Consider the following 14,885-nt stretch of genomic DNA (forward strand, 5'->3'; position numbering starts at 1 on the left):
ACTTTTCATTTTAGGTTGAAGTTGTATCAGGACGCATTTTTGAAAACATTTACATGCCAATGTGGGAATACATTACATTTCGCGAACGTTCAATGCGTTTCGTGTGGTTTAATGTTGGGTTTTATTCCGCAAGAAAACAGGTTGAGTGCTTTTACCACTAATCAGTATGGTAATTTGCAAGCCTCCAGCAATGGTAAGTTATATAAACAGTGTAAAAATTATTCTGAGCACAATGTTTGCAACTGGATGGTTCCCCTCGAAGATGATCATGATTATTGCGTTTCCTGTCGACTCAATGAGGCAATTCCTGATTTAAATGATCCTGAAAATAAAGCCTTATGGGCGAAAATGGAACAGTCAAAAAGGCGTTTGTTGTACACCTTATTAAAACTCAATTTACCCCTTGTTGATCGTGTGCAGGATCCAACCAATGGATTAGGCTTTGCATTTTTAAGAGACAAAACTCAAGATTCATTTGGCAATGAATTGACGGTGAAAAGCTTTGTGACCACAGGCCATGCAAATGGATTGATCACCATTAATCTGAATGAAGCAGATGATTCGGCTCGCGTGGATATGCGCGAGAAAATGAATGAGCGATATCGCACACTGCTTGGCCATTTTCGACATGAATCAGGGCATTATTATTGGGATAGATTGATATCCGGCACAGATAAAATAGATGAATTTCGCAGGTTGTTTGGTGACGAACGATTAGATTACGTGCAATCTATGGAAAGTTACTATCAAAATGGCCCTAGCGAAAATTGGCAGAGTGTCTGGATAAGTGCCTATGCCAGCATGCACCCCTGGGAAGATTGGGCCGAAACCTGGGCACACTATTTACATATGCTAGATACCCTTGAAACTGCAAATGATTACGATTTTTCGATTTCAGGTAATAAAATAGCCAGCCCGATACCGAATACCGATAGCGTCATCGACCAAATTTATACTTCAACCTCGTTCACCCACTTGTTTAATGATTGGTGTCAATTGACTAAGGTATTGAATGCTCTGAATAGAAGTATGGGCTTAGATGATGCTTATCCTTTTGTTATTTCTATATCTGCCCTAGATAAACTGCGATTCATTCATGAAGTAGTATTAGATACTGATATGCTTAAATTAACAGAAGGGGCCGCTTGAACTCGGGGCGCTTTTGTATCTGTACCTTCACTTTTTGATAAACTGATGATGAATCAGTGATTCAACTGAAATCACCATTGTTTCTTCTAACCCCGTATATCTTCGGTCTTTGCCTAATGACACCCTAGGGGAGAAGTTACTTCTCCCAATCGAAACGGGGGAGGTTCTCAAACGCTTTCTTTAGCCCTTCGTTCCACTGCTTCTGCACTGATCTGTACATGTTACTATTTGTGGTCAATACGTTGTGATAAGGCTCTTCAATATGGTCATTGCGATGAATCGCTATTTCAATTGGTGGCCCAACAGAAATGTTACTGCGGATTGTGGAGTCTAATGAAACGATTGCACATCTAGCTGCGTCTTCTAAAGAAGTACTAGGGGTAATAATACGGTCTAAAATAGGTTTTCCATATTTATTTTCGCCTATTTGCAAATACGGTGTTTCATCTGAGGCAGAAATATAGTTTCCTTGGGGGTAGATTAGGAAAATCTCACTTTTATTCCCTTTAATTTGGCCCCCTAATAAAAAGCTAGATTCATTGCTGGTCTTTGACTTCTCCATGGCGTCCGCATGGCGATTTTGTTCCTGTTGACTCAAGTCACCAATATATTGGGCTACTTCATGAAGATAGTTTCCTCGACTGATATCAAAGTCAGCGTTGGGATTTGCTAAGTCGCGCTTTATGGCGTTAATCACCGCTTGAGAAGTGGCTAAACTGCCAGAGGTGGTTAACACTATTGTGCGATTATCTGGAAACACGAAGGTCGTCATTTTACTGTAAGTGGCAACGTAATCTACCCCTGCGTTTGTGCGAGAGTCAGAGGCAAAAACTAAACCTTTATTCAAGGCAATGGCTAAACAGTAAGTCAATTGGCTTCCTTTTGATGTTGTGGTGTTTAAAAACCTTTGGTTATCGACAAAATCTTGTTCTTATAACTCTTTTTCGATATTTTGAACTCTGGTGAAATTAAAAACAATAGAATTTTAAATATAGCATCTATCAAATCATAACTAGTTGAGTATACTGATATAAAACAACAATAAATCAGCGCGGAGGATCTATGGCGATTAGATGGGGAAACTATGCAATAGGTCAATTCTACGATGAGCTGATACAGGGGCGTTCTAAACCCAGAAAACATGCAAAAGATTTGTGTGATTATCTCAAAGGGTTATCCGATAACGAAATAAAAGAGTATAAAGCGGCCTCTGATTCTGCTATTCAAGTCATGGGAATTACCTTCAGAGTATATAATGATGAAGAGGGATCGATTGACCGAGCTTGGCCTTTCGATATTGTTCCACGCCTTATTGAACTCAAAGAATGGCAACAAATTGAACTGGGCCTTAAACAACGAGTGAAAGCCCTGAATATGTTTATTGATGATCTCTACAATGATCAGAACATAATAAAAGATGGGGTGTTTCCAGCCGACTTATTAAAGAAATCGAAAAACTTTTTAAAAGATTGTATTGGCGTAAAACCACCGCAGGGGATATGGGCGCATATTTGTGGCTCTGATTTGGTAAGGGACCACAATGGCACTTTTTACGTTCTAGAAGACAATTTACGTGTTCCGTCAGGTGTTTCATACATGCTTGAAAATCGCCAGGTAATGAAACGTGTTTTCCCTGAAATGTTTGAAAAGTACAATATTCTTCCTATCGATAATTACCCTTCAGACTTATATGACATGTTGGCAAGTCTGTCGCCACGGGATGTAAAAGAGCCTGAAATTGTCGTACTCACCCCTGGAATTTATAATTCAGCTTATTTTGAGCATGCTTATTTGGCCCAACAAATGGGGGCTGAATTAGTTACCGGTGATGACTTAGTGGTTAAGGATGATGATTGCGTTTACATGAGAACCATTAACGGATTGAGTCGTGTAGACGTGATTTATCGTCGAATCGATGATTGGTACATAGATCCGGAAGTATTCCACCCAGATTCTCAATTAGGTGTTCCTGGGATCATGCGAGCATGGAAAAAAGGCAATGTAGGTTTAGCCAATGCACCAGGTTCCGGGGTTGCCGATGACAAAGTTGTTTATAGCTATGTTCCAGACATTATCAAATACTATTTAAATGAAGAGGCATTACTGCCGAACGTTCCAACCTATCGTTGTATTAACCCCGATGAACGTGAGTATGTTTTAGAAAATATTGAACAAATGGTGGTCAAACCGGCAAATGAATCCGGGGGTTATGGCATGTTGATTGGTCCACATGCATCGAAAAGAGAACATCAGAAATTTCGCCAGTTAATAAAAAAAGATCCACGCAATTATGTGGCACAACCCATGTTACTGCTGTCAACGGCACCCACTTTGATAGATAACAAAGCGGAAGGTCGTCATTTGGATTTAAGGCCATTCATTTTAAGCGGGCAAGATATTAAAGTTACCATGGGAGGGTTAACCAGAGTTGCAATGACTAAGGGCTCTACAGTGGTTAATTCATCCCAAGGTGGTGGTAGCAAAGATACATGGATTGTTGATATGGAGGGCGATTAATATGTTGTCACGTGTAGCCAGTAATTTGTGTTGGATGGGGCGTTATCTGGAACGTGCGGAAAACACCGCAAGACTAATTAATGTTAACTTTAATTTACTATTAGATCTCCCGAAAAGTATTGTTCTAGGTTGGGAGCCCCTGGTTGATATTGTCTCTAATCGAGACGAGTTTTACGCTAAATACCAAGAAGCAAATGAGCGTAGTGTTTTGAATTTTATGGTGGGGGATACTAAAAATTTAGGGTCTATTGTGAGCTCATTAAATGCTGCACGAGAAAACGCTAGAACTATCCGTGAAATTATTCCTAGAGAGGCTTGGGAACAAATTAATGAGTTGTATTTGTTTGCCCACAGCAATCGTCAAAAAGCCATCGCTCGACGTTCTCGCTATGAATATTTGACGGAAATTATTGAGTCAAATCAGAAAATAACCGGCATACTCGTTAGCACTATGACCCGCGATGAAGCTTATCAATTTTTGCGTATAGGTCGCAATTTGGAAAGAGCTGATATGACAACGCGGATCATTGATGTGCGTTCGGCGTCCTTAGTGCAAGATATGGAAACAGAACAATCCGCTTTAGAAAACCTGCAATGGATGAGCGTGTTAAAGTCACTGACTGCTTATCAAATGTATCGTCGAGAAGTGCGTTTCAAAATTCGCCGCCCGGATGTTTTAAAGTTTCTTATGTTGGAGAGCCGCTTTCCCAGAGCACTGATTCATACTTTGCAACAGGTTGAATATTGCTTGCGGGAACTGCCTAACTACGAGCAGTGTGTGGAAATGACGTCAATGGTAGAAAAGCAATTGATGGAAGCGAACCCGCAATTACTTATTCAAGATAAACTTCACGAATTTATCGATGAAATGCAACTTGGTTTGATTAAGGTATATAACAAGATAGACGAAACCTACTTTTAATCACGTTTGTATTTAGCTAAAAAGGCTCAACATTCACCAGATGTTGAGCCTTTTTTCGTTAGTTTGCCCCATCGTTGGCTGCGTCTTGTATTGCATCGCCTGCGCTTTCGATATCTTTACCAGCACCTTCAATGGTGGCGCAACCTGATAGTAAGAGTAGGGTGGTGATTAATGTAACAATAATTTTAGTTTTTGATTGTAAATTCATAATGTTGCCTCACTGAAATTAAACAGGGTATTTTCGTTTTCGAAAAAACTTCATTTTGCTTAAACTCGCTTTCCAGTATTCATAAAGCGAGTATAGTGCCAATAGTTAAGTTTATGAAAATTAACAGGTTTATTTTTTTGTTAATATTTTGAGGGTAAAGCTTTTTGCATTTTTTCATACAAATCGGAAGATTTTACACATCAACACTAATGAAAATGTAGCCGATTTAGATTACGCATTTGTTGGTCAAAGACGATCATGTTGATAACTGTGGTAGAGCTTCCCCCATTGCCATGAAAGTCCTAAATTGCATAGTTTTAATTGAATTTCACTTGGCTGGTCAGCACTGTTTATAGGTAAATCTGACGATAAATAGCGCACTCGCCAAATTCCAATGTTTGCGTCCCGTTGAAACTGAATCTTGCCGATCAATTGATTTTGTTTATAAACAAAACAAGTGCGTTTTGAGTAGCGAATTTTACTGGTTTGCATAACTGTTATTATATACAGTATCGTTTGTTTGGCTAGATTTTTTCTGAATCACTAACAGCGATTAAACAGCTCTTGCCACAGGCTCTTATGGATACGAAGTGCCTCAATATAAGCTTCAAAATCTAACTCTCTTTGTCCTAGAAAATCTGTGAATGGTTTCGCCAGTATTGGGTTTTCCTGCAACTTTTTAAAATGAGGCGTTAGTAGATTGGCAACATCAATTAAACGATCAGTTGTTGGTTGTATCTTCTTTATAAAAGTGTCGTCGTATAATTTTTTAAGGTTTTCTAATTGAGTGGAAGTGGCGGTAGACGAGCATGAAACGTCATTAAACTGTTGCTGTAAGTGCTTATTCATATCATTAAGCCAACGCGTCAACTGTCTTTGCGAGTACCATAATTGCGCCGCCAACGACTGTTTTCGCAAAGTATTTAATGCCAATTCTAAGTTTTCTATATCTGATGCTGTAGGTGAGTAAAGGGCAACTAATAGTCTTAGGGAGTCTTGATAGCTGTGTAGTTGTTGTTGGCCTATTTGGCTAAATAGTTCTGTTTTGGTAGTAAAAGAACCCCTGATTTCGCTACTGTGTAGGACCATGTGCGCCCAAACCAAAGGCAGCATTTGCTGTTTCTGCGCTATCCATTGCCTTAACTGTTGTTGCTTATCTTTTTCATGAGTGCGTTGAAGGCAGTCTCTAAGACCCTGTATTAATTGAACTTCATAGGCAAACCGTTTAGAGGGCAATTGAACCTTGCCCAGCGCCGTATTTCGTTGTGCTATTAACAGGGAAACAGAACAATGTTTTAAACCATAAAAGTCACTTAGCTTAATGGTGGTTTCAGGAATGATAACTTTGATGTCCTCTGAAGAGGGATAGCGAATAGCGACGCGGTCAGTGTTAAGCTGCATTGCAATGTTAAATTCGTCACTAATTTGATTTTGGTAATCACGAAAATTTGATTGAACAGAGGGTTGACCGCACGCATTAACTAACATTAAGCAACAGAAAAGTAGCAGCAACTGAACAGTTGACAAATGAACCCCCTTTTTGGCCTGTTTAAAGTCGCGTCTGCTATGGCTTTAAACAAGCGCAGTAGATGATGTTAATTATTAGCTTACTTTAATTGGCTACTCTAATAAAACTGCTCATCATCCGAATTAACCTTAATTTGAAGTTTATGGTTAAGCTCATCAATATGCAGTTTAACGTGAAACTCGTGACAACAATTTGGACATTCTTCAAAAAAGTCTTGATCACCATTACTGCAATCGACTCTTATATGCAGGTGATGCCCGCACTCTGGACAAGTAATGGTTTGTTCGGTTTCAAATACTTCAGTACTCATTAATTCTCCTATGCGACACTAGGGTTCGCTATGCTACGACCTCCATCAACCGCTAATATCTGTCCGGTGACATATGAAGCCGAGATTAGAAATGCGATTGCTTCAGATATATCTTTTTCGCTGCCTAATCGGCGCAAAGGTATCTGTGACAGAATCGCACTTTTCTCATTTTCAGGTAGAGCAGTGTCTGGCCACAAAATTGCGCCAGGAGCAACACCATTTACACGAACTTGAGGGGCTAATTCCTGTGCAAGTGATTGGGTCAGGGTCACTAAAGCTGCCTTCGCCATGCAATATATAGTATGGCCTGACAATGGACGTTGTGCATGAATATCTACCATATTGATTACAACGCCTTGATTTTGTATAAGTTGTTTTTGCAACTTTTGAATTAAAAATAGTGGTGCTTGGGCGTTACTCCCCATGAGAGCTTGCCAATCTGTTGAGTTGAAGTCGTTCAAAGGAGTAGGGTAGAAAGCCGAGGCGTTATTAATTAACACATCTATGCGCCCAAAGGCGTCAATTGCTGATTGGGCAACCCTATTTAATTCTTTTAAGTTGCATAGGTCGCCTTGAACCCATTTTGCTGAGTCAGCACGTTTTTCATTTAATTGTGTGGATAAATCTTTCACTTGTTCAATTGAATGGTGACAATGCAATACTATTCGATATCCTAAATTATGTAGAAATTTTGCGCTGTATGCGCCAAGACGCTTCGCGCTTCCAGTAATAAATACGACTTTGTTTTCCATAATGCCTAATTGTTTACGTTAGTGTTTCAGTTAGTATGGTTAAGAAGATTATCTGGGAAAGAATTTAGGTACAAGTTTGCTTTTAGCTTTGCACCCTGCTGCATGATTTAACCTTGCATGTTTTTCAGTAATGATTTCGCGGTTTGCAAATAAGTGCCACCAAATAACAAGGCGTGATTTAAAATATGGTAGAGCTGGTATACCGGCTTTCTGTAGGTATATTCATTGCTCAGTGGCCACACTGTATTATAGCCATCATAAAAAGCTCCCGGGAATTTGTTGAATAGTTCGGTCATCGCAATATCTGTTTCTCTATCGCCATAATAAAATGCCGGATCAAATATCACCGGCAAGTCATGTTGAAACCCTGTATTACCTATCCATAAATCACCATGCAGCATAGAAGCGGCTGGATTATGGCCATGTAATAGTTTTTCAACAGAAACCACTACCTCATCGATTGCTGCAAGAGCATGACCTTGTTCTGCCAGAAGCTGAAGCAGGTAACCAATACGCTGCTCGGCAAAAAATTGTGGCCACTTCTTGGTCCAGGGATTAGGTTGAGGAGTTAGGCCAATAAAGTTATCTTCTTGCCAGCCAAACATGTTCTGGGTTTGAGTTTGGTGCATGCAAGCTAATTTAGAGCCAAAGCTATACCAGCTCTGCTCATTTCCTTGGGCTAACCGCAGGTATTCTAATACTAGGTAACTTTTGTTTTCTGACACCCCATAACAGATCACCTTAGGTGTTTTGAAAATATTAGCTTTTGCAATGTGTTCTAAGCCCTCAGCTTCAGCACTGAAATTTAATATTTTATCTTCATCATTGAGTTTAACAAAAAAACGTTTGTGACCGTCTGAAATTCGGTAGGCGCTGTGAGAATCGCCTTCGGTTATTTCTCGGATATCATCACAAATAAATTCTTGGTTTAATTGTTGACTAATTTGATCGCTAACAAAATGCCACATAGTTTTGACTTAATTTAGCTGTAAATCCTGAGTATGGAACACGCAAAAATAATTGAAGGTATTTTTAATTATTAAAATGCGCTTATTATAACTTTTAGTGATTTGGTGAAGGTGGTGCACCTAAGGTTTCTCCTAAATTGCGAAACGTTTTAAACATAGAAGATAGGGCTAATTTATTGGCGAGCCAAATGGGAATATTACCTGAGGGCTCACCATAGCCGATATACTCAATCTTCATTTTATTAGTCCCAGTGCTTTGTATTAGCCAATTGCCTTTCACATTCTGCATCTGAACATATGAAGGGCGGGGGGGATAATGCTCAGAATAATCTTCTATTCGAATCCGAATGGTCTGGCTTTGAGGATCAATTTCAGTGAAAGACTGAGTTATCATTTCTCGGTTTTTGACTGGCCAAGGCGCGTTGAAAGTGGTTCTAACTATTTTCTCAGTAGTTGAAGAGGTGGTAAGAATTTCAACTTTTTCGCAATTATCAATCCAACTGGCGGCTATGTCTGTATTGTCTAGAAGGGTTAAAAAATCGTTGGGTTGGCCATGAACTAAAACAGAGGCTTTAAGCCAAACATAACCGCTTTTGTCTTTTGTTGTATGTAGACTGACATGTTCTTTTTGTTTAACCAACAACCACTTTGCGTTTGCAGGCTCAGCAAAGGTTTGAATAGGTAACATCAAGGAAAAGCAGGCAAAGGCATATTTTACGTATGCAATTGTCTGTTGTGATTGCATCGCCAGCAACATTTTAGGTATCATATAGCCTCCTCCCTGATCGTAGCAGGGCTGATTTTTTATTAACTTATCTATTTTTCGGTTTAAGTTACTTAAACACCCATATTTGGGTGTTTTTTATTGCTTATACATTAAGAGCCGAAAAATAACTTTATAATTCACAAGTGGCGCTTGGTAGGTGTCACCACTGTGTAAAGGATTATTCAATGCTTACAATTACGCTTCCTGATGGCAGTCAACGCCAGTTCGAACATTCCATTTCTGTATTAGATGTAGCCAATGATATTGGACCAGGGTTAGCGAAAGCTACCATCGCTGGCAAAATAAATGGCGAACTGGTCGATGCAGTCGACATGATCACCGAAGATGCTAGTTTACAGATTATTACCGCCAGAGATGAAGAAGGTCTAGAAATTATTCGTCATTCCTGTGCGCATTTGATTGGACACGCCATTAAACAACTCTACCCAGATGTGAAAATGGCCATAGGTCCAACTATTGATAACGGTTTTTATTACGATATCGATATGGAACATTCTTTAAATGAAGATGATTTGTTAAAACTTGAAAAGCACATGTTGAAGCTGGCTAAAACCAGTTATGACGTAGTCAAGAAGAAAGTGAGTTGGCAAGAAGCTCGGGATACCTTCGAAGCCCGTGGCGAGACTTATAAAATGGAAATTTTGGACGAAAATATCAGTAAAGATGACCGTCCAGGACTATACCATCATGAAGAATATGTCGATATGTGTCGTGGTCCTCACGTACCTAATATGCGTTTCTGCCAACACTTTAAAGTTATGAAAGTGGCTGGGGCGTACTGGCGTGGCAACAGTGATAACAAAATGTTGCAACGTATTTACGGCACGGCTTGGGCAGACAAAAAACAACTTAAAGCTTATCTCAATCGTTTAGAAGAAGCGGAAAAGCGTGATCACCGTAAAATTGGTAAAGCCCTTGATTTATTCCATTGGCAAGAAGAAGCGCCAGGCATGGTGTTTTGGCACAACGATGGTTGGAGCATATACACCGAGCTAGAAAAGTACATCCGTGAAAAACAACGTGAATATGGCTTTGGTGAAGTGAAAGGGCCCTTGATGATGGACCGTGTACTTTGGGAAAAGTCTGGCCATTGGGACAAATATGCGGAAAACATGTTTACCACTGAGTCAGAAAAGCGCGAGTATGCTATCAAACCGATGAACTGTCCGGGTCACGTACAGATTTTTAATCAAGGCTTGAAATCCTATCGCGATTTGCCGTTGCGTATGGCCGAATTTGGTTGCTGTCACCGTAATGAACCCTCTGGTGCATTGCACGGTTTAATGCGCGTTCGCGGCTTTACACAAGACGATGCGCATATTTTCTGTACTGAAGATCAGATTGAAGCAGAAGTCGCAAGTTGCATTGAAATGATTTACGAAGTCTACAAAGTCTTTGGATTTGAAAAAATTGTAGTGAAATTGTCGACTCGTCCTGAAAAACGGGTTGGTTCAGATGAAGTCTGGGATAAAGCGGAACAAAAATTGGCCGATGCACTCACGTCAAAGAACATTGATTTCCAATATTTGCCAGGAGAAGGGGCGTTTTATGGTCCTAAAATTGAATTCACTCTTCATGATTGCTTAGATCGAGCTTGGCAATGCGGTACCGTGCAGCTTGATTTCTCCATGCCTGAGCGTTTAGGCGCGACTTATGTTGCCGAAGACGGTGAGCGTAAAGTGCCTGTTATGATCCACCGTGCAACATTAGGCTCGTTAGAGCGTTTTATCGGTATCTTGACAGAAGAATACGCCGGTTTGTATCCAACATGGTTGGCACCCACACAAGTTGTGGTAATGAATATTACCGATAAACAGGGTGAATATGCGGCAAATGTAGCGAAAAAATTACAACAAATTGGAATTAGATCGAAGTCGGACTTGAGAAATGAGAAGATAGGCTTTAAAATCCGCGAGCACACTCTTAGACGTGTTCCATTTTTATTAGTCGTAGGCGACAAAGAAATGGAAGCAAACGAAGTAGCGGTGCGCTCTCGCAAGGGTGATGACCTCGGTAAATTCTCAATAGAAGGGTTTATGGAGTTGATTAATCAACAGGTCGCATCTAAGCAATTAGATTAATTTCGTGGAGGAACGACATATTAAAGGCGCTAATAATAAGGCTCAAGGCGATAAAGCCAACATCAATGAAGAAATCACAGCGACGGAAGTTCGCTTAATTGGTAAAGAAGGTGAACAGCTAGGGATAGTATCTCTAGGAGAAGCTCAAACTCTCGCCGACCAAGCTAGTTTGGATCTAGTAGAGATAAGTCCGAACGCTGAGCCGCCTGTATGTAAGGTAATGGATTACGGAAAGTTCCTTTTCGAGAAGAGTAAAGCTCAAAAAGAGCAGAAGAAGAAACAAAAGCAAATTCAGGTCAAGGAGATTAAATTTCGCCCTGGCACTGATGAAGGCGACTACCAGGTAAAACTGCGCAACCTGCGTCGCTTTCTAGAAGGAGGTGATAAGGCCAAGGTAACGATTCGTTTTCGCGGACGTGAAATGGCCCACCAAGAGATTGGCATTGAGCAACTGAAACGTGTTCGCACGGATTTAGAAGACATTGCCAACTGCGAGTCTTTCCCTCATAGGGTAGAGGGTCGTCAGATGATCATGGTGCTTGCCCCAATTAAGAAGTAGTAAAGGTTTACAAGTAACTGAGGACCGTAAAATCGGATCTGCACCTTAAGTTCACCTTGCTACTATGTTGAAACATCGACCCCAGAGTAGTCATGCAAAGCATGTCCTCAAGTGTGGTCTTAACAATGCGGAGTTTTAGCAATGCCTAAAATGAAATCCAATAGTGGAGCAGCCAAGCGTTTTAAAAAAACCGCTTCAGGTCGTTTCAAAAGCAAGCAGTCTCACTTGCGTCACATTTTGACCAAGAAGAGCTCTAAGCGTAAACGTCACTTGCGTGGCAAGAAATTAGCCCATTCAGCTGACACTGCGTTGATTCAACGCATGTTACCTTACGTTTAAAGCACAGGAGACTAAAAAATGGCAAGAGTAAAACGTGGTGTAGTTGCCCGTGCCCGTCATAAGAAGGTACTAAAGCAAGCCAAAGGTTATTACGGAGCTCGTAGTCGAGTTTATCGCGTTGCTGTCCAGGCAGTAACAAAAGCAGGTCAATATGCATACCGTGACCGTCGTCAGCGTAAGCGTCAATTCCGTCAATTATGGATTGCACGTATTAATGCTGCGGCACGTCAAAATGGCATGTCTTATAGCCGTTTCATTAACGGTTTGAAGAAAGCGTCTGTCGAAATCGATCGTAAGATCCTTGCAGACATCGCTGTGCATGATAAAGGCGCGTTTACTGCATTGGTTGATGCAGCAAAAGGCGCATTGGCTTAATTTTTTAACAATTAAGTTTAAGTTCTTTCGGAAAAAGGCGAACCAGGATGGTTCGCCTTTTTTCGTTTTAGGTCTTCAGTAGCCAAGCTCGGAGGATAAGGTGAAGCAAAGTAAACAGCTAAACCCTTAAAAAAAGTGCAAAGAGGCTATTCAGAACTTGCCTTTTAGTATGAGTTTATAAGATAATAAATGAAAATAGTTCTCATTTGTGGTCAGTTAATTATGTTGCAAAATACAGTGTGGGAACTTCCTACAAAAAAATCCGCTAAAATCGTTGGATTACAAAATGGATTGTCGGTTGCGATGAGTAATCGACTCAAAGAAATGGGCTTTTGTGACGGAGAGACTATCTCATGTCTAAAACAATGTCCGTTTAATGGTCCAAAGGTCGTGGAGTTGGGTGGAGCTATCTTGTCAATTGACAAAGAAATAGCACAAAATATCAAAATAAAAATGTAACGCAAATTCTACGAAGTAATTTAACCGTTATTTTCTACATTACTAATTCTCACTAAACAGGTACCCGTAGTGTCTTCAACTGTTTCAGATAATCATAAGAGTGCTCAACAAAAGGTCGTTTTAATTGGGCGGCCGAATAGCGGTAAAAGTTTACTGTTTAACCAATTAACTGGCTTGCAGCAAAAAGTGGCTAATTTCCCTGGTGTCACAGTAGAGCTGAAATCTGGAAAAATGAAAGATCTAACCATTGTTGATTTTCCGGGAACCTATTCATTACACAGTTTTTCTCAAGATGAGCAAGTGGCAGTAGACGCAATTTACAAAGCCTTAGATAGTGATGAGACTAGTTTAATCGTCTGTGTTTTGGATGCATCTCGCCTTGAACGCAGTTTGGTATTTGGTTTACAAATTCAAGCATTAGCTAAAAAGCATAATAAAGGCTTTGTGTTTGTAATTAATATGATCGATGACGCATTGCGTTTTGGTCATGAAATTGATGTACAGGGACTTTCCGCAGAATTAGGCTCGCCAGTTTTTGCATTGTCAGCAAAAACACTTATAGGATTATCTGAGTTTCAACAAGCATTACCTGATTTAGTCGAACAACAGACCTGTACTCCACAAAACGTGAGTGAAAATCATGATGAGGTGATAACACAAAGTCGCCACCTCGCTTATAAATACGGCATGAACGCCAATGTTGTGTTAAAACAGCAAAATAAAATTGATCAATTCCTACTGCATAATTGGTTGGGTGGTATCGCTTTTATGGCGATTATGTTCCTGTTGTTCCAAAGTATATTTACCTGGGCCACGCCGTTAATGGATGCAGTAGAAAGTGGCATAGGTATACTGGCTACTTTTGTGAGTGGCGCACTCCCAGAGGGGGTTATAAATGACTTCTTAAATGATGCAATTTTTGGCGGTGTGGGTTCTTTCTTAGTCTTTGTACCGCAGATTATGGTGTTAACCTTTATCATAGGGTTGTTAGAAGACAGTGGTTATCTAGCCAGAGCGGCGCTAATTTGTCATAAACCCTTAAGTTTCTTTGGTTTGTCTGGTAGAAGCTTTATTCCTTATTTATCCGGTCATGCCTGCGCCATACCCGCCATTATGGCGGCACGTACAATTGAATCACCTCGTAAGCGTTTGATTACAATGATGACGATTCCCCTCATGTCATGTTCTGCACGCTTACCCGTTTATGCCTTGTTAATTGCCGTATTTATTCCACAAACTCAGTATCTAGGCGGTTTAGTGAATACCCAAGGTATGGTGTTTTTTGGTTTGTATATGACCGGCATCATGACAGCACTGATTGTCAGCTTTGTTATGGATAAAATGCACTTTGCAGACGGTGATAAAAGCGAAATGCCATTTATATTGGAATTACCCAGTTACCGTTTACCCCATTGGAAACCACTGATGTATCGCGTATTTAATAGCGCTAAGTATTTTATACGTCGTGCCGCTCCGGTTATTTTTATGGTTGCTGTGGGGATCTGGTTTTTGGGGTATTTCCCAATCCATGAAGGGGGATTAGAAAATTCTTATTTAGGTCATATTGGTCACTTTATTGAACCTTTGTTTGAACCTCTTGGTGTGGATTGGCGTTATGGTGTCGCTATTCTGATGTCCTTCTTAGCCAGAGAAGTATTTGTGGGTACCTTAGGCACTTTGTTTGGAATTGAAGGTGCAGATGAAAATATTGCTGGTTTGGCTGCCAATATCCAAAACGATGGTTTAACCTTTGGTGCTGGAATGGGCTTACTAATCTTTTATGTTATTGCCTTACAATGCGTGGCTACAGTTGCAACCATTAAAGCTGAAACCGGAAGTCAAAAAATTGCCTGGGGCTTAGTGGTCGGTTATGGGGCACTTGCTTATTTAATGGCCTTTATAGTGAATTCTATTTTTTAAGTATAACTTCA

16 protein-coding genes are annotated in these 14,885 nt (G+C 40.3%); 9 read left to right on the forward strand and 7 right to left on the reverse strand.

Annotation, left to right across the window (positions count from 1 at the left end):
- Nucleotides 1-39 precede the first annotated feature (39 nt).
- A complete protein-coding gene (locus Q4574_RS08595; protein ID WP_303473591.1) occupies nucleotides 40-1,149 on the forward strand; it encodes a putative zinc-binding metallopeptidase in 1,110 nt (369 codons plus the stop codon).
- A gap of 136 nt (nucleotides 1,150-1,285) precedes the next feature.
- Here the strand turns inward: Q4574_RS08595 and Q4574_RS08600 are convergent, their stop codons facing one another.
- The gene (locus Q4574_RS08600; RefSeq protein WP_303473594.1) at nucleotides 1,286-2,020 is read right to left on the reverse strand and encodes a peptidase; all 735 of its coding nucleotides are present in this window, start codon (nucleotides 2,018-2,020) and stop codon (nucleotides 1,286-1,288) included.
- A gap of 191 nt (nucleotides 2,021-2,211) precedes the next feature.
- Here Q4574_RS08600 and Q4574_RS08605 point away from each other — a divergent pair, with 191 nt between their 5' ends.
- Both Q4574_RS08605 and Q4574_RS08610 read left to right on the forward strand, forming a co-directional pair.
- Nucleotides 2,212-3,666 (forward strand): circularly permuted type 2 ATP-grasp protein, encoded by a 1,455-nt coding sequence (locus tag Q4574_RS08605; RefSeq protein ID WP_303473596.1) that lies wholly within the window; start codon nucleotides 2,212-2,214, stop codon nucleotides 3,664-3,666.
- A gap of 1 nt (nucleotide 3,667) precedes the next feature.
- Nucleotides 3,668-4,588: an alpha-E domain-containing protein gene (locus Q4574_RS08610; protein ID WP_303473598.1), complete on the forward strand. Its 921-nt coding sequence runs from the start codon at nucleotides 3,668-3,670 to the stop codon at nucleotides 4,586-4,588.
- A gap of 58 nt (nucleotides 4,589-4,646) precedes the next feature.
- Here Q4574_RS08610 and Q4574_RS08615 read toward each other — a convergent pair whose 3' ends face one another.
- The 6 genes from Q4574_RS08615 to Q4574_RS08640 form a co-directional block, all read right to left on the reverse strand.
- Nucleotides 4,647-4,796: an entericidin A/B family lipoprotein gene (locus tag Q4574_RS08615; protein WP_303473600.1), complete on the reverse strand. Its 150-nt coding sequence runs from the start codon at nucleotides 4,794-4,796 to the stop codon at nucleotides 4,647-4,649.
- Between the two features lie 543 nt (nucleotides 4,797-5,339).
- Entirely contained in the window at nucleotides 5,340-6,323 is a 984-nt protein-coding gene (locus tag Q4574_RS08620; RefSeq protein WP_303473602.1) for a DUF3080 family protein, read from the reverse strand.
- 98 nt (nucleotides 6,324-6,421) lie between these two features.
- Nucleotides 6,422-6,634, reverse strand: a complete 213-nt coding sequence (locus tag Q4574_RS08625; RefSeq protein WP_303473603.1) for a CPXCG motif-containing cysteine-rich protein — start codon at nucleotides 6,632-6,634, stop codon at nucleotides 6,422-6,424.
- A gap of 8 nt (nucleotides 6,635-6,642) precedes the next feature.
- Nucleotides 6,643-7,386 carry a pteridine reductase gene (locus Q4574_RS08630; RefSeq protein WP_303473605.1) on the reverse strand — a complete coding sequence of 248 codons (744 nt, stop codon included), beginning with the start codon at nucleotides 7,384-7,386 and terminating at the stop codon, nucleotides 6,643-6,645.
- A gap of 107 nt (nucleotides 7,387-7,493) precedes the next feature.
- Nucleotides 7,494-8,354: a fructosamine kinase family protein gene (locus Q4574_RS08635; protein ID WP_303473607.1), complete on the reverse strand. Its 861-nt coding sequence runs from the start codon at nucleotides 8,352-8,354 to the stop codon at nucleotides 7,494-7,496.
- Between the two features lie 94 nt (nucleotides 8,355-8,448).
- On the reverse strand, nucleotides 8,449-9,123 hold the full coding sequence (locus Q4574_RS08640) for an START domain-containing protein (protein WP_303473609.1): 675 nt from the start codon (nucleotides 9,121-9,123) through the stop codon (nucleotides 8,449-8,451).
- Nucleotides 9,124-9,305: 182 nt separating this feature from the next.
- On the opposite strand from Q4574_RS08640, the gene thrS reads away from it, so the two are divergent.
- The 6 genes from thrS to Q4574_RS08670 all read left to right on the forward strand — a co-directional run bounded on the left by thrS (nucleotide 9,306) and on the right by Q4574_RS08670 (nucleotide 14,874).
- Nucleotides 9,306-11,222 carry a threonine--tRNA ligase gene (gene thrS, locus Q4574_RS08645; protein WP_303473611.1) on the forward strand — a complete coding sequence of 639 codons (1,917 nt, stop codon included), beginning with the start codon at nucleotides 9,306-9,308 and terminating at the stop codon, nucleotides 11,220-11,222.
- 4 nt (nucleotides 11,223-11,226) lie between these two features.
- Nucleotides 11,227-11,781 (forward strand): translation initiation factor IF-3, encoded by a 555-nt coding sequence (gene infC / locus Q4574_RS08650; RefSeq protein ID WP_303473613.1) that lies wholly within the window; start codon nucleotides 11,227-11,229, stop codon nucleotides 11,779-11,781.
- Nucleotides 11,782-11,922: 141 nt separating this feature from the next.
- Nucleotides 11,923-12,120 (forward strand): 50S ribosomal protein L35, encoded by a 198-nt coding sequence (gene rpmI, locus Q4574_RS08655; protein WP_216047299.1) that lies wholly within the window; start codon nucleotides 11,923-11,925, stop codon nucleotides 12,118-12,120.
- Nucleotides 12,121-12,138: 18 nt separating this feature from the next.
- Entirely contained in the window at nucleotides 12,139-12,495 is a 357-nt protein-coding gene (gene rplT / locus Q4574_RS08660) for a 50S ribosomal protein L20 (protein WP_216047298.1), read from the forward strand.
- Between the two features lie 189 nt (nucleotides 12,496-12,684).
- On the forward strand, nucleotides 12,685-12,954 hold the full coding sequence (locus tag Q4574_RS08665) for a FeoA family protein (protein ID WP_303473618.1): 270 nt from the start codon (nucleotides 12,685-12,687) through the stop codon (nucleotides 12,952-12,954).
- Between the two features lie 69 nt (nucleotides 12,955-13,023).
- On the forward strand, nucleotides 13,024-14,874 hold the full coding sequence (locus Q4574_RS08670) for a ferrous iron transporter B (RefSeq protein ID WP_303473620.1): 1,851 nt from the start codon (nucleotides 13,024-13,026) through the stop codon (nucleotides 14,872-14,874).
- The last annotated feature ends 11 nt before the right edge of the window (nucleotides 14,875-14,885 follow it).

Source organism: Aliiglaciecola sp. 3_MG-2023, from assembly GCF_030548205.1.
Lineage (GTDB): Bacteria > Pseudomonadota > Gammaproteobacteria > Enterobacterales > Alteromonadaceae > Aliiglaciecola.

What these genes read in the sequence shown, in the direction of transcription:
- Q4574_RS08605 (WP_303473596.1), top strand. Translation starts at nt 2,212, where the DNA reads ATGGCGATTAGATGGGGAAACTATGCAATAGGTCAATTCTACGATGAG.
- Q4574_RS08610 (WP_303473598.1), top strand. Translation starts at nt 3,668, where the DNA reads ATGTTGTCACGTGTAGCCAGTAATTTGTGTTGGATGGGGCGTTATCTG.
- Q4574_RS08615 (WP_303473600.1), bottom strand. Translation starts at nt 4,796, where the DNA reads ATGAATTTACAATCAAAAACTAAAATTATTGTTACATTAATCACCACC.
- Q4574_RS08625 (WP_303473603.1), bottom strand. Translation starts at nt 6,634, where the DNA reads ATGAGTACTGAAGTATTTGAAACCGAACAAACCATTACTTGTCCAGAG.
- Q4574_RS08630 (WP_303473605.1), bottom strand. Translation starts at nt 7,386, where the DNA reads ATGGAAAACAAAGTCGTATTTATTACTGGAAGCGCGAAGCGTCTTGGC.
- Q4574_RS08635 (WP_303473607.1), bottom strand. Translation starts at nt 8,354, where the DNA reads ATGTGGCATTTTGTTAGCGATCAAATTAGTCAACAATTAAACCAAGAA.
- Q4574_RS08640 (WP_303473609.1), bottom strand. Translation starts at nt 9,123, where the DNA reads ATGATACCTAAAATGTTGCTGGCGATGCAATCACAACAGACAATTGCA.
- thrS (WP_303473611.1), top strand. Translation starts at nt 9,306, where the DNA reads ATGCTTACAATTACGCTTCCTGATGGCAGTCAACGCCAGTTCGAACAT.
- rpmI (WP_216047299.1), top strand. Translation starts at nt 11,923, where the DNA reads ATGCCTAAAATGAAATCCAATAGTGGAGCAGCCAAGCGTTTTAAAAAA.
- rplT (WP_216047298.1), top strand. Translation starts at nt 12,139, where the DNA reads ATGGCAAGAGTAAAACGTGGTGTAGTTGCCCGTGCCCGTCATAAGAAG.
- Q4574_RS08665 (WP_303473618.1), top strand. Translation starts at nt 12,685, where the DNA reads ATGAAAATAGTTCTCATTTGTGGTCAGTTAATTATGTTGCAAAATACA.